Source organism: Mycobacterium sp. SMC-16, from assembly GCF_046250085.1.
GTDB lineage: Bacteria > Actinomycetota > Actinomycetes > Mycobacteriales > Mycobacteriaceae > Mycobacterium > Mycobacterium phocaicum.
This window is the reverse complement of sequence record NZ_CP176427.1, coordinates 2,832,638-2,852,656: the sequence shown is the minus strand read 5'-3', so window position 1 is coordinate 2,852,656 and position 20,019 is coordinate 2,832,638. Positions and strand designations below refer to the sequence as shown.

At 67.9% G+C, this 20,019-nt stretch carries 24 protein-coding genes and 1 pseudogene; 17 read left to right on the top strand and 8 right to left on the bottom strand.

Features of this window, described 5'->3' with window-relative positions; genetic code table 11:
- Positions 1-5 precede the first annotated feature (5 nt).
- Together ACJEIK_RS13810 and bfr are read right to left on the bottom strand one after the other, a co-directional pair.
- Positions 6-488: a carboxymuconolactone decarboxylase family protein gene (locus ACJEIK_RS13810; protein ID WP_064859364.1), complete on the bottom strand. Its 483-nt coding sequence runs from the start codon at positions 486-488 to the stop codon at positions 6-8.
- Between the two features lie 115 nt (positions 489-603).
- Positions 604-1,083, bottom strand: a complete 480-nt coding sequence (gene bfr / locus ACJEIK_RS13805) for a bacterioferritin (RefSeq protein WP_061001231.1) — start codon at positions 1,081-1,083, stop codon at positions 604-606.
- 270 nt (positions 1,084-1,353) lie between these two features.
- On the opposite strand from bfr, the gene ACJEIK_RS13800 reads away from it, so the two are divergent.
- Complete coding sequence (locus tag ACJEIK_RS13800) at positions 1,354-1,989, top strand: hypothetical protein (RefSeq protein WP_061001232.1); 636 nt, start codon at positions 1,354-1,356, stop codon at positions 1,987-1,989.
- Entirely contained in the window at positions 1,989-2,177 is a 189-nt protein-coding gene (locus ACJEIK_RS13795; protein ID WP_061001233.1) for a bacterioferritin-associated ferredoxin, read from the top strand. The genes ACJEIK_RS13800 and ACJEIK_RS13795 overlap by 1 nt, the downstream gene beginning before the upstream one ends.
- Here ACJEIK_RS13795 and ACJEIK_RS13790 read toward each other — a convergent pair.
- Genes ACJEIK_RS13790 through ACJEIK_RS13780 form a run of 3 tightly spaced genes read right to left on the bottom strand, consistent with a single transcriptional unit; the run spans position 2,174 to position 4,281 of the window.
- Entirely contained in the window at positions 2,174-2,941 is a 768-nt protein-coding gene (locus tag ACJEIK_RS13790) for an enoyl-CoA hydratase/isomerase family protein (RefSeq protein WP_133427437.1), read from the bottom strand. The genes ACJEIK_RS13795 and ACJEIK_RS13790 overlap by 4 nt on opposite strands.
- A complete protein-coding gene (locus ACJEIK_RS13785; protein ID WP_267325775.1) occupies positions 2,938-3,645 on the bottom strand; it encodes an EthD domain-containing protein in 708 nt (235 codons plus the stop codon). The genes ACJEIK_RS13790 and ACJEIK_RS13785 overlap by 4 nt, the downstream gene beginning before the upstream one ends.
- A gap of 12 nt (positions 3,646-3,657) precedes the next feature.
- Entirely contained in the window at positions 3,658-4,281 is a 624-nt protein-coding gene (locus ACJEIK_RS13780) for a PaaI family thioesterase (RefSeq protein WP_061001235.1), read from the bottom strand.
- Positions 4,282-4,807: 526 nt separating this feature from the next.
- On the opposite strand from ACJEIK_RS13780, the gene ACJEIK_RS13775 reads away from it, so the two are divergent.
- The 5 genes and pseudogenes from ACJEIK_RS13775 to ACJEIK_RS13755 all read left to right on the top strand — a co-directional run bounded on the left by ACJEIK_RS13775 (position 4,808) and on the right by ACJEIK_RS13755 (position 9,667).
- The gene (locus ACJEIK_RS13775) at positions 4,808-5,488 is read left to right on the top strand and encodes a LuxR C-terminal-related transcriptional regulator (RefSeq protein ID WP_162563359.1); all 681 of its coding nucleotides are present in this window, start codon (positions 4,808-4,810) and stop codon (positions 5,486-5,488) included.
- A gap of 18 nt (positions 5,489-5,506) precedes the next feature.
- Complete coding sequence (locus tag ACJEIK_RS13770; RefSeq protein ID WP_409431609.1) at positions 5,507-5,986, top strand: nucleoside deaminase; 480 nt, start codon at positions 5,507-5,509, stop codon at positions 5,984-5,986.
- Positions 5,987-6,177: 191 nt separating this feature from the next.
- On the top strand, positions 6,178-6,816 hold the full coding sequence (locus tag ACJEIK_RS13765; RefSeq protein WP_409431608.1) for a VC0807 family protein: 639 nt from the start codon (positions 6,178-6,180) through the stop codon (positions 6,814-6,816).
- Positions 6,817-6,845: 29 nt separating this feature from the next.
- Positions 6,846-9,200, top strand: coding sequence for an endopeptidase La (lon, locus tag ACJEIK_RS13760; RefSeq protein WP_409431607.1), 2,355 nt, complete (start codon positions 6,846-6,848; stop codon positions 9,198-9,200).
- 78 nt (positions 9,201-9,278) lie between these two features.
- Positions 9,279-9,667: pseudogene (locus ACJEIK_RS13755) on the top strand (nitroreductase/quinone reductase family protein).
- Between the two features lie 3 nt (positions 9,668-9,670).
- On the opposite strand, the gene ACJEIK_RS13750 reads toward ACJEIK_RS13755, so the two are convergent.
- Positions 9,671-10,687, bottom strand: a complete 1,017-nt coding sequence (locus tag ACJEIK_RS13750; RefSeq protein ID WP_064857614.1) for an ATP-binding cassette domain-containing protein — start codon at positions 10,685-10,687, stop codon at positions 9,671-9,673.
- A 3-nt stretch (positions 10,688-10,690) separates the two neighbouring features.
- Positions 10,691-11,740: an ABC transporter permease gene (locus tag ACJEIK_RS13745; protein ID WP_064857615.1), complete on the bottom strand. Its 1,050-nt coding sequence runs from the start codon at positions 11,738-11,740 to the stop codon at positions 10,691-10,693.
- A gap of 79 nt (positions 11,741-11,819) precedes the next feature.
- Between ACJEIK_RS13745 and ACJEIK_RS13740 the strand changes: the two genes are divergently transcribed.
- From ACJEIK_RS13740 to ACJEIK_RS13695, 10 genes are all read left to right on the top strand, one after another.
- On the top strand, positions 11,820-12,152 hold the full coding sequence (locus tag ACJEIK_RS13740; RefSeq protein WP_064857616.1) for a TfoX/Sxy family protein: 333 nt from the start codon (positions 11,820-11,822) through the stop codon (positions 12,150-12,152).
- Positions 12,153-12,187: 35 nt separating this feature from the next.
- Positions 12,188-12,823: a hypothetical protein gene (locus ACJEIK_RS13735; protein ID WP_064857617.1), complete on the top strand. Its 636-nt coding sequence runs from the start codon at positions 12,188-12,190 to the stop codon at positions 12,821-12,823.
- A 40-nt stretch (positions 12,824-12,863) separates the two neighbouring features.
- Positions 12,864-14,096: an NAD(P)/FAD-dependent oxidoreductase gene (locus tag ACJEIK_RS13730; protein WP_135355731.1), complete on the top strand. Its 1,233-nt coding sequence runs from the start codon at positions 12,864-12,866 to the stop codon at positions 14,094-14,096.
- A 42-nt stretch (positions 14,097-14,138) separates the two neighbouring features.
- Complete coding sequence (locus tag ACJEIK_RS13725; protein ID WP_406803396.1) at positions 14,139-15,401, top strand: HNH endonuclease signature motif containing protein; 1,263 nt, start codon at positions 14,139-14,141, stop codon at positions 15,399-15,401.
- Positions 15,402-15,457: 56 nt separating this feature from the next.
- Positions 15,458-15,997, top strand: coding sequence for an RNA polymerase sigma factor (locus ACJEIK_RS13720; protein WP_409431606.1), 540 nt, complete (start codon positions 15,458-15,460; stop codon positions 15,995-15,997).
- Between the two features lie 55 nt (positions 15,998-16,052).
- Entirely contained in the window at positions 16,053-16,604 is a 552-nt protein-coding gene (locus tag ACJEIK_RS13715; RefSeq protein ID WP_061001940.1) for a methylated-DNA--[protein]-cysteine S-methyltransferase, read from the top strand.
- Positions 16,601-17,311, top strand: coding sequence for a 2OG-Fe(II) oxygenase (locus tag ACJEIK_RS13710; protein WP_064857620.1), 711 nt, complete (start codon positions 16,601-16,603; stop codon positions 17,309-17,311). Before ACJEIK_RS13715 ends, ACJEIK_RS13710 begins: the two co-directional genes overlap by 4 nt.
- Complete coding sequence (locus tag ACJEIK_RS13705; protein ID WP_064857621.1) at positions 17,308-17,562, top strand: Ada metal-binding domain-containing protein; 255 nt, start codon at positions 17,308-17,310, stop codon at positions 17,560-17,562. Before ACJEIK_RS13710 ends, ACJEIK_RS13705 begins: the two co-directional genes overlap by 4 nt.
- Positions 17,563-17,651: 89 nt before the next feature.
- Positions 17,652-18,410 carry a CPBP family intramembrane glutamic endopeptidase gene (locus ACJEIK_RS13700; protein WP_409431605.1) on the top strand — a complete coding sequence of 253 codons (759 nt, stop codon included), beginning with the start codon at positions 17,652-17,654 and terminating at the stop codon, positions 18,408-18,410.
- A gap of 120 nt (positions 18,411-18,530) precedes the next feature.
- Positions 18,531-18,803: a GlsB/YeaQ/YmgE family stress response membrane protein gene (locus ACJEIK_RS13695; protein ID WP_061009519.1), complete on the top strand. Its 273-nt coding sequence runs from the start codon at positions 18,531-18,533 to the stop codon at positions 18,801-18,803.
- Positions 18,804-18,867: 64 nt separating this feature from the next.
- Here the strand turns inward: ACJEIK_RS13695 and ACJEIK_RS13690 are convergent, their stop codons facing one another.
- On the bottom strand, positions 18,868-19,884 hold the full coding sequence (locus tag ACJEIK_RS13690; RefSeq protein ID WP_267325766.1) for an APA family fibronectin-binding glycoprotein: 1,017 nt from the start codon (positions 19,882-19,884) through the stop codon (positions 18,868-18,870).
- Positions 19,885-20,019: the final 135 nt, after the last annotated feature.

Genomic DNA, 20,019 nt, shown 5'->3' with positions numbered 1-20,019 from the left:
CCCTCTCAGAGGGTGATCTTGCAGGCCTGGCCGATGTCGAGGGTCCGCAGCATGCGGCCCATCCCGAGCCACATGGCGCACGAGAGGGCGAGGTCGGTCATCAGCTCGTCGCTGAAATGCTCTGCGGCACGGGCCCAGAAGTCCTCGTCGTCGCGCAGCCCGGTGTGGTCGGAGGCGAAGCGGTAGGCGAACTCGGCGGCGATGCGCTCCTGGTCGGAGTAGCCGGGCCAGGTCTGCCACACGCCGGCGTGGTTGTAGAGGTCTTCGTCGACACCCTCGGCCTCGGCCGCCGAATCGCGGGTGTTCTGACACACCACACACTCGTTGTCGAGCGCGATCACCACGCGGGCGAGCTCACGCACGCGCAGCGGCAGGCGGCCCTTGGTGTAGACGGCGTTGGTGAAACCCGCCATGGCCGTGCCGATGTCGGGTGACTTGACCACCCAGGCGGTTACGTCTTCGTCGGTGAAATCTCCGATTCGGCTCACTTTTCGCACGCTACGCCAAAACTGGAACAAGTTCTAGTTTTTCCCGAGAATCAATCCGGCGCAAACGACAACGGCCCCGCCCCAGATGGGCGAGGCCGCGGCCGACGGGGACCACCTATGACGGCGGGCGCGACACGCACTGTGCCGCGTAGAGCTGCTCGCCGAGCTTGTCCATCAGCTCCAGCTGCGTTTCCAGATAGTCGATGTGGCCTTCCTCGTCGGCGAGGATGGCCTCGAAGATGTTCGCGCTCGTCGCGTCGCCCTTCTCGCGGCACATGATGATGCCGGGCTTCAGGCGGGTGACCACCTCGTACTCGATGGCCAGATCGGCCTCGAACTGCTCGCGCAGCGTCTGCCCGACGCGGAGCGAGAACAACCGCTGGTAATTGGGCAGGCCGTCCAGCAACAGAATGCGATCGGTCAGAGTTTCCGCGTGGCGCATTTCCTCGAACGACTCGTCACGGGTGTGCTTCGCCAATTCCGTGAAGCCCCAGTTGTCCTGCATTTTCGAATGCAGAAAATATTGGTTGATCGCGGTGAGTTCACTCGTCAATTGCTCGTTGAGCAGTTTGAGGATCTCGGGGTCGCCTTGCATTTCGGCTCCTTTAAACACCATCGGGCTGGGTCAAGTGTCACTGGCGCGGAACAACAACGTGCCTGTTCCAAACCTAGTCGAGTAACCCCGGGCAGGCGACCGGATCGGTCGGTGTTTCCGGCCCGATTCGTCGCCGAATCCCGGGTTTGGAGATTCGCAACTCCGCCGCTGGCCAGCAGCTATGGACTGGCTGCCCTAAGTAAGGTTAGACTGCACTAACCCCCGCGGCGTCCGTCCGCGGTCCCGAACGACCCAGAATGGCAGGACACGATGAGCGAGCAACCGCTGCACTCGCTCATTCTTGCCGCGGATTATCGGGTCGATGATGTGGAATCGATGTGGGAGCGACTGAAATCGCACCGCTCAATTCTCACGGAACTCTCCGCGCATCACGTCGTCGTCTATTCATCGCTGTGGGAACCGGGCCGCGTATTGGCCACCGTCGGAATCCATAATGCGAATTCCGTCCGTGAAGTTCTGCGTTCGCCGGCGGTATTCGAATTCTTCGACGCCTCCGGTGTGGACGACATCCCGGCGATCTTCGCCGGTGAAGTGGTCGAGAAGATCGATCTCGCCGAACCACCACCGGGGCAGCATGCCGTCGCCTCGGTCGTCGTCGGCGTCGTGACCGCGGTCGAGGACGTGCCCGCCCTGATGGACAAGGTGCACGACGCCGCTGCCCGGTTCCGGGAGGCCGGAGTGTGCAAGGTCTGGGTGTACCGCGCCTTCGACGACGGCCACGAGGTGCTGATCCTGCAGCAGATCGAGAACGAGGCCGCCGCCCGCCGCTGGATCGACCACCCCGACGCCGCCGCCGAATGGATGTCGGCCGCCGGATTCGGCGTCTATCCCACGGTGTTCGTCGGGACCCTGGCCCACATCACGTCGATCGAGGCGGCCGACTGATGTTCGTCTGCCTGTGCACCGGAGTGACGAGCCAGGTCGTCACCGAACTCGTCGCGGATGGTGCGACCACGTCGAAGCAGATCGCCGAGAAATGCGGCGCCGGCCTCGACTGCGGCCGCTGCCGCCGGACCGTGCGGGCCATCATCGAAGCGGCCCGCACCGACTGCCCGGTGCACAAGGCCGGTTAGCCCTTCCGCCCCACGAACGCGCTCAGCGCGTCGGCGTTGGCAGCCCCGCCGAGCAACTCGGCGAACTGACCGGACTCGCGCTGCGTCGCCGCGACGATCGCCTCCCGCGTCGGCTCGACCATCGCGTGCTTGACGGCCATCAGACTCGAAAGCGGCCGCGAGGCAATGATTTCCGCATGGCGCCGGGCTTCCGGCAGCAGGTCGTCGGGCTCACAGACCCGCCACACCAGACCCATGCGCAGCGCTTCCTCGGCGCTCACCCATTCCGAGGACAGCAGCAGCCAGGCGGCGTTCTGCCGGCCCATCAACCGCGGCAGCAGGTAGGACGACGCCGCCTCCGACGCCACGCCCAGGCTGGTGAACGGGCATTTGAGCCGCGCCGTCGTCGACATGAACGCCAGATCGGCATAGCCGAGGATGGTGGTGCCGATGCCCAGGCCGACGCCGTTCACCGCGCAGATCAGCGGCTTCGGGAACGCCGTCAGCGCCTCGATCAGGCCGGGAAATCCGTACTCCCCCATCTGATATTCGGGGTTGGTGACCATCTCCTGCATCTCGACGAGGTCGTTTCCGGCACTGAACGCCCGGCCGGCGCCGGTGAGCAGGACGACCGAGACGTCCGGGTCGGCGGCGGCCTCTTTGAGTGCGATGGTCGTGGCGTCGTACAGCGCTTCACTGAACGCGTTGAGTGCGTCGGGCCGGTTCAAGGTAAGGGTCCGGACCCGGTTGGTGTCGTCGATCTGAACGAGCGCGGCGTCGGTCACAGGTTGTCTCCAAACGGGTTTCGCATGATGTAGCGGCTGGTGGGCACGGTGTCGATGTTGACGTTGGCGCCGAAGGCCGAGGTACTGGCGGCCATCTTGCCGGCGCGGTCGGCCAGATCGGCGTCGTCGGCGGCGCCGAAGAAGGCGTGCAGGCTCGTCGTCGCCTCGATGGGGAACAGCTCCTCGACGATGGCGCCGAGTTGCGGGGCGTCGGACGTCAGCGCGCGCACCACGGCGTTCTGCGTGTAACCGAACGTGGATTGGGTGTCGATCGCGACCTGGGTGTGGTCGAGGTGCCAGCGGCGGAACCACTCTCGCTCGTCCATGCCGTCGGGACGCCGCAGCAGCGCCACGTTCGCCAGGCCCGTGGTGCGCTCACCGACGGCGATGGCCGGACCGGCCATCGGCACCGATTCGGTGACCAGATATGCGGCCAGTTCGGTGCATTCGGCCCGCAGTCGATCCAGCGCCGCGGTCATCTGCGCGCCGTAGTACTGCTGTGTCCAGACGCTGACCACCGCGACGACCGGCGGATCGAGTGTCGTCAGGAGCATCAGGGAGTCCCGGACCGCGCCGTCCTTGACGTTGACCGCGAGCCCGGGCACCCCCAGCGCCAGCAACTCGCCGGCGACCTCGGTGCGCAGACGCTCGCACCAGGCGTCGTCGGCGGTGTCACGCCGCAGCGTGACCATGACCTTCTCCATCGAATCTCCCCGTCAGTCCCGCGCCCAGCGCGGCGTGATGAACACACCCTCGGCCTCCACCGTGATGCCCTCGGCATCGGCGATGTGCCCGACGGCATAGGTCTTGATGCCCTCTGTCCGGACGATGCGGGCCGCGGTGTGCAGGTCGCCGAGCCGCGTCATGCGCCGGTAGCGCATGGTGAGCGTGCCGGTGAGCCGCGGTTGCCCCGGCAGGCTCGCGCCCTCGCCGAGCACATGGTCGAGGATCATCGCCGACACCCCGCCATGGACGTGGCCGGGCGGCCCCTCATATGCGGCGCCGAGGTGGAAGTCGGCGGACACGCTGCCGTCGCCGGCCCGGATCAGGACCACCGGTGGGGCAATCGGATTGCGGAGCCCGATCACCGCGTTGCCCCAGGGCATTTCGCTGCCGTGCGCGCCGAACCGGATCCCGAACGAGCCTTCGAGCTGCTGCGCCCGGAGCTGGGCGGTGGCGGCGTCGATCTCGGCCTGCACCGCGGCGATGGCCTCGGCGGCGACCTCTGTCCGGATGGTGGCGTCGATGAGTTCGCGTACGGACTGCGTCAGCGGTTCGTAGACGGCTCGCATTCGCGCCACCTCGTCGGCGCTCAGCTTCTGCAATGTGTCCTCGAGCACCCTTGAACTAGAACACGTTCTAATCGGGCTGTCGAGAGTGGGGTCCCATTGCCTGCGCGGCAACAGATTTCGGACGCCTACGACAATTCACGGCGCGGCCGGGGTCGCCGCGGCGCCCGAGGGCAACAGCTACCACGCAATTCAGTGTCAGCAAATTGACCACGAGCAACCTGGGCCGCATTTACCGAGACCGGCGGTCCGCCACGCCGGGCCTGCCAGGAATCGCGAGATTCGACCAAGCGACCACCCGACACGCCGCGCTGCCCCTGGGACCACTCCGCCAAGGATGCACGTCTACCAGTGTCATTGGCTCGAATTCGAGAGATCGCCGAACAGGCGCCGCGGCACACTGCGAAAATCTGCGTATTCCGGCGGAACAATGCTGTACATCGTGCAGCCTGCGGATTAGAGTCTGAATCCAACGCCGACCGCCTACTCGCAGCAAATTCAATTGGGCAATGCGGCAATGCGATCCCGAAACCGCGGGCGACGGGGGTGGGATCCCGATGTTGAGGAGCGCAGGCCGATGAGGATCGATCCGTTCGCCGGGTGCCGGGTCTCGCGCGTGGCCGTCGTCGACTCGTACGAAGTCGTTCATGCCGGCATCGCGACCTGGCTCCGCGACGATCACGCACTCGGTTCGAGCACTACGGCCTACTACGTCGACACCGGAGAATTCCTGCGCCGCCACCCCCTTCCCCCGGACGACGCCCACGTCGTCGTACTGGGCCTGGCCGCGGACGACGCGAACAGCCTGGCCGCGGTGCGTGACCTCACCAACCGCGGCTACCACGTCGTGGTGTACTCGCATCTCACCGACCGCGACGTAATCCGCACCGCGATCGACTCGGGCGCCCGGACCTACCTGTTCCAGACCGCGGGCCGCGAGCACCTGCTCAAGGCGATCCGGGCCGCCGTCACCCCGTTCCCCTACGTGGGCCCGAACGTCGCCGCCGCTCTCGACGACCGCAACTTCTGCCTGCGGCCGGTGCTGGCGCCGCGAGAGCAGGAGGTGCTGCTGGCGTGGTTCCGGACCGACAGCAAGGAACTCGTCGCCCAGCAGCTGTTCCTGGCGCCCAGCACCGTGCGTACGCATCTCCAGCGCATCCGGGCCAAGTACATCGCCGCCGGGCGCCCCGCCGGCACCAAAGCCGCGCTGGTGGCGCGCGCCATCCAGGATCGGATCATCAGCATCGACGATCTGTGACTCCGTAGACTCCACGCCATGACCGTCACCGCCGATGATCTGCGCCACCTGAACCGCTGTGTCGAGCTGGCCCGGGAGGCACTGGCGGACGGCGACCAGCCTTTCGGCTCGATCCTGGTGGACGCCGACGACGTCGTCGTCTTCGAGGACCGCAACCGGGTCTCCGGCGGAGATCAGACCCAGCACCCCGAATTCGCCATCGCCCGTTGGGCGGCAACCAATCTCGATGCCGCGCAGCGGGCCGCCGCGGTGACGTACACCTCTGGCGAACACTGCCCGATGTGCTCGGCGGCGCACGCCTGGGTCGGCCTGGGGCGCATCGTGTACGCGACGTCGTCGGCACAGTTGGGCGGCTGGCTCGCCGAGTGGGGCGTCGCGCCCTCCCCCGTTGCGGCACTGCCCATTTCGGTCGTGGCACCCGGCGTGCCCGTCGACGGCCCCGTCGACGACCTGGCCGACACCATGAAGGGCTTGTACGAGGCCTGCTTCCGGCCGTGAGCCCTGTTCCGAGTCACAACCGTTAGCCAATTGCGATGTCTCTCTTCGGCATCGGTCCACGGAACCGTGCCGTCACGGTGTTTCACTAGTAACCACGGGAGCCTGCCGTTACCCCCGAGACGGCAGGCTCCCGCTTTGGCTGCCACTTAGGATCGCCGCATAGTGTCGTCGCCGTGAGCGAGGCGCAGTCCATGAGACCCATCATTCGCGGCATCCTCCTGGACATCGCTCCGCCACTGGCCGCGTACTACGGACTGCGTGCCGCGGGGGTCTCGGAGTATGTGGCCCTGCTCACCGCCACCGTGCTGGCCGGCAGCAAGGTCGCCTATGACGCGATCCGGACCCGGCGCCTCGATCCGTTCGCCGGCTATCTGATGCTGAACTTCGGGCTCAGCCTGGCGGTGGGACTGAGCACCTCGGACGCCCGGCTGCTGCTCGCCGGCACCACGCTGGTCGGCGGCATCGGCGGGTTGGTCTTCCTCGGCAGCTGCGTGATCGGCACACCGCTCACGCAGGTTGTGGCAGAACGGCTTCAGGGCGGACCGGAGGACACCAGCGTGGCTGCCCTCACATATCGCCGACGGGTGCACATTCTGCTCTCAGCGATGTGGGGCGCCGGCTTGATCGTCGGCACCGGCGTGCAGCTGGCGATCATCTTCGCCACGTCGGTGGACGTCGCCAATGCCCTGGCCTCGGCGTTCTCGCTCGCGACCACCGGCGTGCTGATGACCGCGACGTTCATCGTCGGTAAGCGGGCCCGCGCCAGGTGGGACGAGCGGAACGAACCCGTGCTGGAGACCGCGGAACAAATCACCGACCCCAAAGGTTGAGCGCAGGAGATTCAACTTTGGAGGTACGGATGTCTGACGCCACAACAGCGCCCATCGCTGTTCCCGTCCTGTTTGTCACCGAGCCGATCGTCCTGCCGGGCATGGTCGTGCCCATCGAACTCGATGAGGCCGCACGTGCCGCGGTCGACGCGGCCCAGGCCGCCGCACCCGCCGGCGAGGCCGGGAAGCTGCTGATCGCTCCCCGCCTCGACGACCGCTACCCCACCCACGGCGTCCTGGCGTCGATCGTCCAGGTCGGCCGGGTGCCCAGCGGCGGAACCGCGGCCGTCGTCCGTGGTGAGCGGCGTGCACACATCGGGTCCGGCACGTCCGGCCCGGGTAGTGCGCTGTGGGTCCTGGTGGATGAGATCACCGAGACCGCCGCGAGCGACGAAACCCGCACCCTGGCAGCCGAATACAAGAAACTGCTGCTGGCGATCCTGCAGCGCCGCGAAGCGTGGCAGATCGTCGACGCCGTCAACCAGATCAGCGAACCGTCGGCACTGGCCGACACCGCGGGTTACGCGTCCTACCTGACCGACGTGCAGAAGCGCGAGCTGCTGGAGACCTCAGATGTGAGTCGTCGCCTCCACCTGCTGATCGAGTGGACGGGCGAGCACTTGGCCGAGGTCGAGGTGAACGACAAGATCGCCGAGGACGTCCGCGCCGGAATGGACAAGCGGCAGAAGGAATTCCTGCTGCGCCAGCAGCTCGACGCCATCCGCAAGGAGTTGGGCGAGCTGGACGGTAGCGCCGGCGCCGAGGAGCCCGCGGACTACCGCACCCGCATCGAGGCCGCCGATCTGCCCGAGAAGGTGCGCGAGGCGGCGCTGCGCGAGGTCGGCAAGCTGGAACGGTCCAGCGAGCAGACCCCCGAGGGCGGCTGGATCCGGACCTGGCTGGACACCGTGCTGGAACTGCCGTGGAACGAGCGCACCGAGGATTCGACGGATCTGACGGCCGCCCGGGAGATTCTGGACGCCGACCACCATGGGCTGGACGACGTGAAGGACCGCATCGTCGAGTACCTGGCGGTGCGGGCCCGCCGCGCCCAGCGCGGCTTGGCCGTCGTCGGCGGTCGTGGCTCGGGCGCCGTCATGGTGCTGGCCGGCCCTCCCGGTGTCGGCAAGACGTCGCTGGGTGAGTCGGTGGCACGCGCCCTGGGCCGCAAGTTCGTCCGCGTCGCCCTGGGCGGTGTGCGCGACGAGGCCGAGATCCGTGGCCACCGGCGCACCTACGTCGGCGCGCTGCCGGGCCGCATCGTGCGGGCCATCGGCGAGGCCGGCTCCATGAATCCCGTTGTGCTGCTGGACGAGATCGACAAGGTGGGCTCGGACTACCGCGGCGATCCGGCGGCCGCACTGCTGGAGGTGCTGGACCCGGCGCAGAACCACACGTTCCGCGATCACTACCTGGATCTGGATCTGGACCTGTCCGATGTGGTGTTCCTGGCGACGGCCAACGTCATCGAGAACATCCCCAGCGCGCTGCTGGACCGCATGGAGCTGGTGCAGATCGACGGCTACACCGAGGACGACAAGGTTGCCATCGCCCGCGACTACCTGCTGCCCCGGCAGGCCGAACGGGCGGCGTTGACCACCGACGAGGTGACGGTGACGGACGCGGCGCTGCGCAAGATCGCCGCGGACTACACGCGCGAACCGGGTGTGCGGCAGTTCGAGCGACTGCTGGCGAAGGCGCTGCGGAAGGTCACCACGCGGCTGGCGTCGGGTGTTGACGCGGTCACGGTTGATGAACCGGATCTGGTCGAGTACCTGGGCCGTCCGCGATTCATGCCGGAGTCTGCGGAGCGCACCGCGGTGCCCGGCGTGGCGACCGGCCTGGCCGTCACCGGCATGGGTGGCGACGTCCTCTACATCGAGGCCGGATCCAACGATGGCGAACCGGGTCTGCAACTGACCGGTCAGCTGGGCGACGTGATGAAGGAGTCGGCGCAGATCGCGCTGTCCTACGTCCGGTCACACGCGGCGGAGCTGGATGTCGATCCAAAGGCGCTGGATCGCCGCATCCACGTCCACGTGCCCGCGGGCGCGGTGCCCAAGGACGGTCCGTCCGCGGGTGTGACGATGGTGACCGCGCTGGTCTCCATGGCCACCGGACGGCAGGTGCGGTCCGATGTCGGGATGACGGGCGAGGTCACGCTGAACGGGCGGGTGCTGCCCATCGGCGGGGTCAAGCAGAAGCTGATGGCAGCCCAACGTGCCGGGCTGACAACGGTTTTCATCCCGTCACGCAACGAACCGGACCTGGACGACGTGCCGGCCGAGGTCTTGGACGCACTCGATGTGCGGCCCATGACTGACGTCGCCGACATCATCGCCCAGGCGCTGGAGCCGGCCGCTGAGGTCACGGCGGCGGCGTAACCCCAACGCGCAGGCCCAAATGTTCCTGTTCACCTCATGGTGGTGGGACATTTGGGCCTGCTCGCGTTAGATGGGCACATGCCCAACTTCAACCAAGTGAAACGGCGTGTGGTCCACACCGTCCAGCGTCGCCTCGTCAACCCGGTGGGCCGGCAGTTGCCGGTGACCATGCTGGAAACCATCGGCCGCAAGTCCGGCGAGCCACGCCACACCGCGATCGGCGGCCGGGTGATCGACGGCGCGTTCTGGCTGGTGTCCGAGCACGGCGACCACGCCGATTTCGTCCGCAACATCAAGGCGAATCCCGCTGTGCGCGTGCGCATCAACGGTGAGTGGCGCAGCGGCACCGCGCACCTGGTCCCCGACGACGACCCGGTCGAGCGGCGCGGCAACTCCCCCAGCTGAACAGCGCCGTGGTGCGGGTGATGGGCACCGACCTGCTGTCGGTCCGCGTCGACCTGGACTGAGACTCAGGCGATGTCGGCCGACGGCGGTTCGTCGGCCAGATGGATCGCACGGTGCTCGATGAGTTCGTGGATGCGGTCGGGCCCCAGCCGGGCCCGGAAGTCCTTGACGGTGTAGCCGACGACGACCCCGTCGGTGAGGGCGCGTACCGTCGCCGTGCGCGGAATCCCGAACAGCGGCCCGATCTCGCCGAAGTACTCGCCGGGGCCGGCGGTGAACAGCAGCATCGTCTCGCCGTCGGGCATCTCGCGCGTGATCTCGAACCGGCCCGACCTGACGACGTAGATCAGGTCACCGATCGTCGTCTGCTCGAACACGAGGTCGCCCGCGTCGAGCTCGAAGACCTCGGGCTCACGCTCGGTACTGGCGACCGTCGGGACGAGTTCGATGACGCGGTCGGCCAGCGGCAGCATGCGGCTGTCATGCGTGGCGACCACCACGACGCGATCGTCGGCGAGTTCCCGGATGAGCCGCAGCACCTCTTCGACCTGGATGAAATCCAGGTGCGCAGTCGGCTCGTCGGCCAGGATCAGCGGCGGATCCAGCGCGATGGCGCGGGCCACCGCGACGCGCTGCTGCTGTCCGCCCGACATGTCACCGGGGCGGTGCGTCATCCGGTGCGACAGGCCGACCCGGTCCAGCAGTTCCGCGGCGCGCTGACGGGCCGCGCCGCGGCTCATCCCCGCGGCACGCATCGGCACCATGACGTTCTCGGCGGCAGTGAGGCTGGGCACCAGATTGAACGCCTGGAACACGATGCCGACGGTGTTGCGGCGGTAGTCGGTCAGCGCCTTGGGTCCGAGTCTGGTGACGTCGATACCGTCGAACAGGATCTCACCCGAAGTGGGTTTGAGGATTCCGCCCATGCACGACAGCAGCGTCGTCTTCCCACAACCGCTGGGCCCCAGCAGGATCGCGAGCGAACCGGCCGACAGCTCCAGTTCGAAATTGTCGATGGGCCTGACTTTGTCGGCGCCCTTGCCGTACTCCACCACCAGGTCACGAATCTGTAAGCCGCTCATGGTCTATGGCCCCCCGAATGCCATCGCCGGATCTATCGTCACCGCTCTCCGCATGCCCGCCAGGCTGGCGATCAGCCCGATCGTGATGGCCACGACCGGCAGCAACAGGTACGCACCCGCCGGGACGTCGACGCGCATCGGGAACATCGGCCCGAGCACCATCGCCAGCAGCACGCCGATCGCCGCGGAGAACACGGCGATGAAAACGGCCTGCATCGCCAGCCCGGCCATCATCGACTTCGTCTTCACCCCAACGGCTTTGAACACCGCGAAGTCGCGGGTGCGTTCCATCGCGGACATGTAGATGAACATGCCGATGATCGTCGCGGCCACCACCCACAGCAGGACAGCCATGATGCTGATGGCGTCCACCGCGACCTTCAACGGCCGCATCATGTCGTCGATGGCGCCACGGCGGTCCACCAGCCGGTAGCCGTCGAGCGCCTTGGCCGGATTGCCGCGGATACCCACCGACGCGATGACGGGCTGACCGCCGTACACCAGGCGCTGCGCCCCCACGGTTGTCAGGAACAGATTCGGCTGCTGCGCCAGCACCGTGGAGTTGTTGACGATCCCCACGACCTGCAAGTTGTGGGAGGCGATGTGCATCTGGTCACCGATCTTGCGGCCCAGCGTCGACGACACCGCGATCTCGTCGGGCGTGGCGGGCGGGCGGCCCTGCGACATCGCCGGCATGCCGGGCCCGCCCGTGGGTGCGCCGAACAGATTCATGGTGCGCGGCGTTCCGTTGTCGAGGGCCGTGGTCCCCGCGTAGACGACCGCCGCGGCCGCCTGCACGCCCGGAAGCCGCTGTGCGCGTTCGACTTCGGTCTGCGCGAACGGCGACGAACCCAGGAACGGCCCGGCCGCCCCGTTCTGGATCATGAAGTAGTCGATGCCCAGTGAGTTGACGGTACTGCTGGCCTCCACCCGGAATCCGTTGGCCAGCCCGGTGAGCACCAGCGTCATCGCGAACACGAAGGAAGTGCCGACGACCGCGATGAGAAATCGACGGCGCCGCCACTGCAGGTCCCGTAACGCCGCGATCAGCACGTGTGGAATCTAACGTGTTCGCTGACCGTGCAGCGGCAAGATAGCCAAAGCCGACGGCTTCTTGGTGCAGACTGACGGCATGGCCTATGACGAGGATCTGGCCAACCGGATCCGTGAATTACTCGGCACGGTCCGCGGCATCGAGGAGAAGCGGATGTTCGGCGGGCTGGCGTTCCTGCTGAACGGCCACATGTCCGTGGCCGCAAGTCACGACAGTGGCCTGCTGGTGCGGGTTGCGCCCGACGACAGCGAGAAGTTGCTGGGACGCGCGCACGTCGGGCTGATGGTGATGGGCGGCCGCGAGATGCGCGGTTGGCTGCGCGTCGCGCCCGACGGCCTGAAAACCAAACGCCAGCTGCAGACCTGGGTCGACCGCGGCGTCGATTACGCGGGCACCCTGCCACCGAAGTAGCGTTTGCGCTCCGCGCCGTTGGGTATGCGGGGGTTATGGCACGGGATCGGCAGATCGTCGCGCGGCTGCTCGACGCAGCCGGTACGACGTATGCCGAAGAAGCCGGGATCACGCTCCGCGACAAGCCGATGCCACTGTTCAAGCTGCTGTCACTGTGCATGCTCGCGAGCAAGCCCATCGCCACGGAAACCGCGGTCGCCGCGGCGCGAGAATTGTTCCGCGCGGGGCTGCGCACGCCGGCCGCGGTACTCGAGGCCGACCGCGGCAAGATGATCAAGGCATTCGGGCGCGTCGGTTACGCCAGATACGACGAGAGCTCGGCGACCCGGATGACCCGCATCGCCACCCGGGTCAACGACGAGTACGGCGGCGACCTGCGCAACCTCCGGATCCGGGCCCACCACGATGTGAAGGCCGCGGCCAAGGCCCTGCAGGGGTTCGACGGTATCGGCCGGACGGGCGCCGACATCTTCCTGCGCGAGATCCAGGACGTCTGGACTTGGGCGCAACCATATTTCGACGATCGCGCGCTCGCCGCCGCCAAGGACCTGGGCCTGCCGACGGACGCCCGGAAGCTCAGCAGTCTCGCCCCGAACCGGAATGCCCGGCTGGCGGCGGCACTCGTGCGCGCTTCGCTCGACGACAGCGTGCGCCAACGTATCGAAACCTAGCTTCGCAACCACGAATTCAGATCGATGAAGGGAATCTCGAATGGCCGGCTCACCCACTTTTGTGATCATCGGCGGCGGGCTGGCGGGCGCCAAAGCCGCGGAAGCCCTGCGCGGCAAGGGTTTTGACGGACAGGTGGTGTTGTTCGGCGCCGAAGAACGGCTCCCCTACGAGCGTCCCCCGCTCTCCAAGGAATACATGGCCGGCAAGAAGACCGTCGAAGAGTTCACGGTGCAGCCGCAGAGCTGGTACGCCGAGCACGACGTCGATCTGAAACTCGGCACCGAGGTCACGACGCTCGATCGAACGGCGCACATGGTGGCCTTCAACTCCGGCGACCACGAGCACTACGACAAGTTGTTGCTGGCCACCGGATCCCGCTCCCGCAAGCCTCCGATCCCGGGGTCCGACGCCGACGGCGTGTACTACCTGCGCACCGTCGACGACGCCACCGAGCTGCTGGCCCAATTCACCGAAGGCCGGCGGCTGGCGATAATCGGAGCCGGCTGGATCGGGCTCGAAGTCGCGGCCAGTGCCCGCGGACTCGGCGCCGACGTGACGGTGGTGGAAACCGCCGCGCTGCCGCTGCAGGCCTCCCTCGGCAAGGAAGCCGGTGAGGTGTTCGTCGGGCTGCACCGGGACCACGGCGTCGATCTGCGCTTGGGCACCACGGTCGACGAGATCACCACCGCTGACCACAAAGCGACGGGGCTGCGGCTCGGCGATGGATCCACCGTCGAGGCGGACGCGGTACTGGTCGCCGTCGGCGCCGAGCCGAACGTCGAGTTCGCGGAACGCTCCGGGCTGGTGATCGCCGACGGCGGCGTCGCGGTCGATGAATCCCTCAAGACCAGCGATGACGACATCTACGCCGTCGGCGACATCGCGGCGGCCGAGCATCCGCTGTTCGGCGTCCCCATCCGTACCGAACACTGGGCCAACGCGCTCAAGCAGCCGGCGGTAGCTGTCGACGGAATGCTCGGCACGCCAGGCACTTACGACGAATTGCCGTACTTCTTCACCGACCAGTTCGACCTCGGCATGGAATATGTGGGATACGCGCCGCAGTACCAGATGGCCATCACGCGCGGCGATCTCGGGACGCGCGAGTTCACGATGTTCTGGCTCGACGGCGGCCACCGCGTGCTCGCCGGCATGAACGTCAACATCTGGGAAGGCCTCGACGACATCAAGCAGCTCATCCGGTCTCGACGGCCGGTCGATGTCGGGGCGCTCGCCGATCCGTCGGTTTCGCTGGCCACGTTGGCCGGATAGCGCGTCGCCGTTTTTGTCGGGCCCCTCTGGTTTGATGGTGTCATGTCCAGCACCGCAACGGCTTTCGATGTTGAGTCGTCGCCGTGCGAGCGCATGGATGCGTTCTTCGCGGAGATCGGTGAGCTGACCGGTCAGCGCAACGCGATCGACGCACGGCTGGTGCAGATTGCCGCCGAGATCGACCGTGACGGGCTCTGGGGTGCCACCGGTGCCCGGTCGATGGCGTCGATGATGGCGTGGAAAACCGGTGTGTCGCCGCGTAATGCGGAAGTGATGGTGGCGGTGGCGCACCGGCTGGAGGAGTTCCCGCGCTGCGCTGAGGCGATGCGTGCGGGCCGGTTGTCGCTGGATCAGGTCGGGGTGGTCGCCGAGCATGCCGGCGAGGGTTCTGATGAGCATTACGCGCAGTTCGCCGAATCCGCCACGGTCACGCAGTTGCGGACTGCGGTGAAACTGGAACCGCGCCCCGAGCCCGAGCCGGAATCGAAGCCCGAGGCGCCGCGGTCGATCGCCAAGACCAGCCACGACGACGGCTCGGTCACGTACAAGATCCGGCTGCCGAAGTTGGAGGCGGCGAAGTTCGATGCGGCGATGGCGTCGCATCAGGATGCGTTGGTGGCGGACTGGAAACGCGACCACGAAGACCCCGAAGGGGAAGTGTCGGAGCAGGCACCGCCGTTCCCGAACGGTGTGGATGCGTTCATGAGTGTGGTCGAGGCCGGCTGGGACGCCGACGTGGCACGGCGGCCGCACGGGCAGCGCACCACCGTCGTGGCGCACATGGACCTCGAACAGCGCACGGCCGCCTTGCATCTGGGGTCGGTGCTCACCGATGAGGAACGCCGGCTGCTGTTGTGCGACGCCACGTGCGAGGTGTGGCTCGAGAAACATGGTCAGCCGATCGGGGCCGGGCGCAGCACCCGCACCATCAGTCGTCGGTTGCGTCGCGCGCTGGAGCATCGCGACCGCTGCTGTCGGGTCCCCGGGTGCGGGGCCACCCGCGGCTTGCACGCGCATCACATCATTCATTGGGAGAACGGCGGGGAAACCGAGCTGCACAACCTGGTGCTGGTGTGCCCGTATCACCACCGGATGCATCACCAGCGGGTCATCACCATCACCGGTCCGGCCGATCGGCTGGTCGTCACCGATGCCGCGGGCCGACAACTGGACGGTGGATCCCTTGCGCGGCCACCCACCACAGCCCGCCCTGATGTGCCGCCGTGCCCCGGACCGACCGGGGAACGCGCCCAATGGTGGTGGTACCAACCCTTCGAACCACCACCCACACCGTCGACCAACTAGACGGGCCACCCGCGCCACCTAGCATCGGTAAATCGGTGAGGATCGAGACCTCACAAATGCCGACGACGGAGCGTCTACTGGGTGTGAAAGCCAAACCGCCCTTCGAGACCGTGGTGCGTGACCATGGCACGACGGTCTTTCGGGTCTGTTGCGCCATCGTCGGCGCACACGACGCCGACGACGCCTGGTCGGAGACGTTCCTGGCGGCCCTGAAGGCCTACCCCGATCTGCCGGTGGACGCGAATCTCGAGGCCTGGCTGGTGACCATCGCGCACCACAAGGCCATCGACATCACCCGAACGCGGACGCGCCAGCCGATTCCCACCGACGTCGTGCCCGAGCCGGCACGTCCCGGCGACGTCCGCGACTTCGACGATCTCGCGGCCGCGGTAGACGGGCTGCCACCCAAACAGAAGCACGCCGTGGCCTACCACTACCTCGGGGGCCTGCCCTACAACGAGATCGCCGAGATTCTCGGCGGCACCGCCGCGGCCGCCCGCCGCGCCGCCAGCGACGGCATCGCCACGCTACGACGCGCTTACCGCGCCGAACTCATCGGAGTCACGGCGCTCGGGAAAAGAGACACCCATGAATAACGCCGAAACCATCACCAGCGACCTGACGCGCAGCACCGACATCGACCCGGGCCGGATGGCTGAATTGCACAACCGGCTGGCGGCCGCCGCCCAGCGCGAAGGGGTCCTCGACGTCGCGTACCGCACGGTCGACAGCCCCGTCGGGCCGCTGCTGCTGGCAGCCACCGACCACGGCCTGATCCGCGTCGCCTATGCCGTCGAAGACCATGACGCCGTGCTGCAGCAGCTCGCCGACAAGGTGAGCCCGCGCATCCTGCAGGCGCCGGCCCGGCTCGACGCGGTGGCCCGCGAACTCGACGAGTACTTCACCCGCGCCCGTCGGACCTTCGACGTCCCGCTGGACTGGCGGCTGGCCGCCGGATTCCGCGCCGCGGTGCTGCACCACCTGCCGGAGATCGGCTATGGGCAGACCGCCAGCTATGCCGCCGTCGCCGCACTGGCCGGCAGCCCCAGAGCGGTCCGCGCCGTGGGCACGGCATGCGCGAAAAACCCTCTGCCCGTGGTGGTTCCATGCCACCGGGTGGTCCGCAGCGACGGCGGGATGGGCGGCTACCTCGGTGGCCCGGCGGCCAAGCGTCTGCTGCTCGATCTGGAGGCTGCGGCGTGAACGTCTGGCAGCAGCGCGTCGCCGCCACCGATTGGGCAGCCGTCCGCACCGAGCTCGAGACCGTCGGCGGCGCGCTGACCGGACCTCTCGTCGCCCCGGCCGAGGCCGCCGGACTCGCGGCGATCTACCCCGATGCGACCCGATTCCGGTCGACCATCGACATGGCCCGCTACCGGTTCGGCGAAGGCCAGTACCGTTACTTCCACCGGCCCTATCCCGAGATCGTCACCGAGCTCAAGTACGCCCTCTACCCGCGGCTGCTGCCGATCGCCCGGGACTGGTGGACGAGGTTACGCCGCGACCCGCCGTGGCCCGACAGCTTCGACGACTGGCTGGAGACCTGCCACCGGGCGGGCCAGACGCGGACCACCGCGCTGCTGCTGAAGTACGGCGCCGGCGGCTGGTGCGCCCTGCACCAGGATCTGTATGGGGACTTGGTCTTTCCGCTCCAGGTCGTCATCAACCTGACCCGGCCGGAGGTCGACTACACCGGCGGCGAGTTCCTCCTCTACGAGCAGCGGCCGCGCGCTCAGTCGCGCGGCTCGGCCCTCTCCATTCCGTTCGGCCACGGGCTGGTCATCACCACCCGCGAGCGGCCGGTGGCATCGAAACGCGGATGGGCCGTCGGCCCTGTGCGCCATGGTGTTTCGACCCTGCGCTCAGGATCCCGCATGACGCTGGGCCTGATCTTCCACGACGCGGCGTGAGCAGTTACACCCTCATCGATGCCCACGGCCGCCCCTATCCCAGCGCGGAGCCGGGGCGCCTGGGCGGCCACCGGCGCAGCAAGCTCTATGGGCGCCTCGACTGCCCATCGGCACTGCGCGCCATCGCCGCCGGCGGCTACCGCACCCACCGGGTGTTCTTCGCCGACGAAGACACCGCCGCCGCTGCCGGATACCGCCCTTGCGCGGTGTGTCTGCCCGCGGAATACCGACAGTGGAAGGACCGTCGCTGAATGCCGTGCTGTCGTCGTGCTCCAGTCCGGCAATCGTCGCCAACTGTTGTGACCTGGCCCATTGCCCCATATCAGTACACTGGGCACAGATGATCGACGCCTCGGCAGCCGCCGCTGCACCCTGCCTACCGACCGGCTCACCAGCCGTGCGGCACCCGCGCGTCTACATCGATGTGGCCGTCGTGGTGGCCGTCCTGGTCGCGACCAACCTGCTGGCCCACTTCACGACCCCCTGGGCGAACATCGTCGTCGTGCCGCTCGCGGCGCTCGGCCTGGTGGCCCTGGTCCGGAAACGGGGTCTCGGTTGGACCGAGCTCGGTCTCGGCCGCGCGCACTGGCGGACCGGCATGCGCTACGCGCTCGGTGCGATCCTGCTCGTCGGGTCGGTGATCGCCGCCGGCGTGCTGCTGCCGTGGACCCGGCCGATGTTCCTCAACAACCACTACGCGACGATCTCCGGCGCCCTACTGGCCTCGATGATCATCATTCCGCTGCAGACCGTGATCCCCGAGGAGCTGGCCTTCCGCGGCGTACTGCACGGCACGCTCGACCGGGCCTGGGGGTTCCGCGGTGTGGCCGCCGCCGGCTCGCTGCTGTTCGGGCTCTGGCACATCGCGACCTCGCTGGGCCTGACCAGCAGTAACGTCGGATTCACCCGGGTTCTCGGTGGCGGGGTGGTCGGCATGATCGCCGGCGTGGCCATGGCCGTCGTCGCCACCGCTGCCGCGGGATTCGTCTTCAGCTGGCTGCGGCGCCGCTCCGGCAGCCTGCTCGCGCCGATCGCGTTGCACTGGTCGCTGAACGGCATGGGCGCACTCGCCGCGGCCGCGGTCTGGCATTTCAGCTAGGCCGCCCCGCCCCGCGACTGGCCCCCGAACCGTCACCAGATTGCTGCGTTTCAGACGTGTTTGTCGTGCGCCGAACCGGGCTAGCCTCGAGATGTATCAGTCAATCGAAAGGTCATGACAATGATGCACATCGTCTGGTTGATCCTTCTCGGCCTCATCGTCGGAGCCATCGCCCGGTTCGTCGTACCCGGCAAGGACGAGATGGGGTGGATTCTCACGTGCGTGCTGGGCATCGCCGGCGGCTATGTCGGCGGCACGTTGAGCAGTGTTGTCTACGCGCCCCACAAGCTCGATTTCCGCCCGCCGATTGAGCACTCCTTCTGGGGCGCGCTGGTCGGCGCGGTGATCCTGGTGCTCATCTACCGCTTCGTGAAGTCGAAGAGCACGACATAGAAACCGAACCGAAAAGAATTGAGGACCGCGCCCGGTTGGGCACGGTCCTCAATTCTTTGGGCGACTATCCGGCCGGGGCCATCTCCGGCGGCGCGTTCGTCACCGGCACCGGCACGCCGACCATCGGGTGGGCCGGATCGGCGGGCTTGGGCGGCGCGTTCGGATCGACCGGCGGCGGAGGCGGCGGGTTCCACGGGCGGATGGACTGCGCCAGCGTCACGGCGGCGGCCTTGTCGACCGGGTGGTTGCCCGAACCCAGCCACACGACGAACCACCGCTGCGGGTTGCGCTGGCTGCGGATGGTGGCGTCCGGCGGCGGGTTGCCGACGACGCCCGCCCAGATCTGGCCGTTGGGCTTGCCGGTGTCGGTGAACTTGACCTCGTAGAACGATGCCGCGCCCGGCAGCCCGCCGGCGGTCAGCGCCGTGGTCTCCTGGCCGACACGGGTGCCGGGGAAGGGCATGAAGAACTCGCCCATGTCCGAGGCCAACCGGTTGGCGGCCTTGCCGTTGTCCGACTCGGCGCCGGCGAACAGCTTCAGGTCCAGACGGCCCAGCAGCACGCTGGTGTCACTCGGGGCCTGCTCCGAACCCGCGGCCGGGGCCTTGGTCAGCAGCGCCTGACCGTAGGACAGCTGCGTCGCGTCGGCGATCTTCCAGCCTTGCGGCACAACGTAACTGAAGCCACCGGCGTCGTTGTTGACCCGGCCGGGCTCAGCCGGCGGCGCTGGGGCGGCAGCCGGAGCCGCACCCGCAGCGGTGCCCGGGGCCGGCGGTACGGCCGGTGCGCCGGGAGCCGCGGGAGGTGGCGGCGGTGCATTGGGGTCGGCCGGCGGTGCGGCCGGGTCCACTGCGGGCGGCGGCGGAGCGTCGACCGCCGGAGGCGCAGCAGGTGCCGGTTCCCCGGCCGGGGCGGGTGCCGGAGCAGGCGCCGGGGCGGGCGCAGGAGCTGGCGGCACCGGGTCGGCATACGAGATCGCGCTCGGCAGCGCGATCGCCGCGGCCGCCGCACCTGCCACAGCAGCAGTCAGTGATTTCGGAAGGCGTTTGCGGGCACTTGTCCGCGCATCCGGGTGTCGCATGGGGACGAAAATACAGTGTTACCGGCGTGACGCAAGTGCGAGTTGCGGCTAATTCCCTCGCGAGTTGGTTAGCTCGCTTCCGGTATCCGGACAGACCACGGCAATATCGCTCGGTTGCTGAGGCGCCGCGGTGCC

Excerpts from the sequence above, each read along its gene's own strand:
- bfr (WP_061001231.1), bottom strand. The coding sequence starts at position 1,083 with ATGCAAGGCGACCCCGAGATCCTCAAACTGCTCAACGAGCAATTGACG.
- ACJEIK_RS13800 (WP_061001232.1), top strand. The coding sequence starts at position 1,354 with ATGAGCGAGCAACCGCTGCACTCGCTCATTCTTGCCGCGGATTATCGG.
- ACJEIK_RS13795 (WP_061001233.1), top strand. The coding sequence starts at position 1,989 with ATGTTCGTCTGCCTGTGCACCGGAGTGACGAGCCAGGTCGTCACCGAA.
- ACJEIK_RS13785 (WP_267325775.1), bottom strand. The coding sequence starts at position 3,645 with ATGGAGAAGGTCATGGTCACGCTGCGGCGTGACACCGCCGACGACGCC.
- ACJEIK_RS13775 (WP_162563359.1), top strand. The coding sequence starts at position 4,808 with ATGAGGATCGATCCGTTCGCCGGGTGCCGGGTCTCGCGCGTGGCCGTC.
- ACJEIK_RS13770 (WP_409431609.1), top strand. The coding sequence starts at position 5,507 with ATGACCGTCACCGCCGATGATCTGCGCCACCTGAACCGCTGTGTCGAG.
- ACJEIK_RS13765 (WP_409431608.1), top strand. The coding sequence starts at position 6,178 with ATGAGACCCATCATTCGCGGCATCCTCCTGGACATCGCTCCGCCACTG.
- lon (WP_409431607.1), top strand. The coding sequence starts at position 6,846 with ATGTCTGACGCCACAACAGCGCCCATCGCTGTTCCCGTCCTGTTTGTC.
- ACJEIK_RS13750 (WP_064857614.1), bottom strand. The coding sequence starts at position 10,687 with ATGAGCGGCTTACAGATTCGTGACCTGGTGGTGGAGTACGGCAAGGGC.
- ACJEIK_RS13740 (WP_064857616.1), top strand. The coding sequence starts at position 11,820 with ATGGCCTATGACGAGGATCTGGCCAACCGGATCCGTGAATTACTCGGC.
- ACJEIK_RS13735 (WP_064857617.1), top strand. The coding sequence starts at position 12,188 with ATGGCACGGGATCGGCAGATCGTCGCGCGGCTGCTCGACGCAGCCGGT.
- ACJEIK_RS13730 (WP_135355731.1), top strand. The coding sequence starts at position 12,864 with ATGGCCGGCTCACCCACTTTTGTGATCATCGGCGGCGGGCTGGCGGGC.
- ACJEIK_RS13725 (WP_406803396.1), top strand. The coding sequence starts at position 14,139 with ATGTCCAGCACCGCAACGGCTTTCGATGTTGAGTCGTCGCCGTGCGAG.
- ACJEIK_RS13720 (WP_409431606.1), top strand. The coding sequence starts at position 15,458 with ATGCCGACGACGGAGCGTCTACTGGGTGTGAAAGCCAAACCGCCCTTC.
- ACJEIK_RS13715 (WP_061001940.1), top strand. The coding sequence starts at position 16,053 with ATGGCTGAATTGCACAACCGGCTGGCGGCCGCCGCCCAGCGCGAAGGG.
- ACJEIK_RS13700 (WP_409431605.1), top strand. The coding sequence starts at position 17,652 with ATGATCGACGCCTCGGCAGCCGCCGCTGCACCCTGCCTACCGACCGGC.
- ACJEIK_RS13695 (WP_061009519.1), top strand. The coding sequence starts at position 18,531 with ATGATGCACATCGTCTGGTTGATCCTTCTCGGCCTCATCGTCGGAGCC.
- ACJEIK_RS13690 (WP_267325766.1), bottom strand. The coding sequence starts at position 19,884 with ATGCGACACCCGGATGCGCGGACAAGTGCCCGCAAACGCCTTCCGAAA.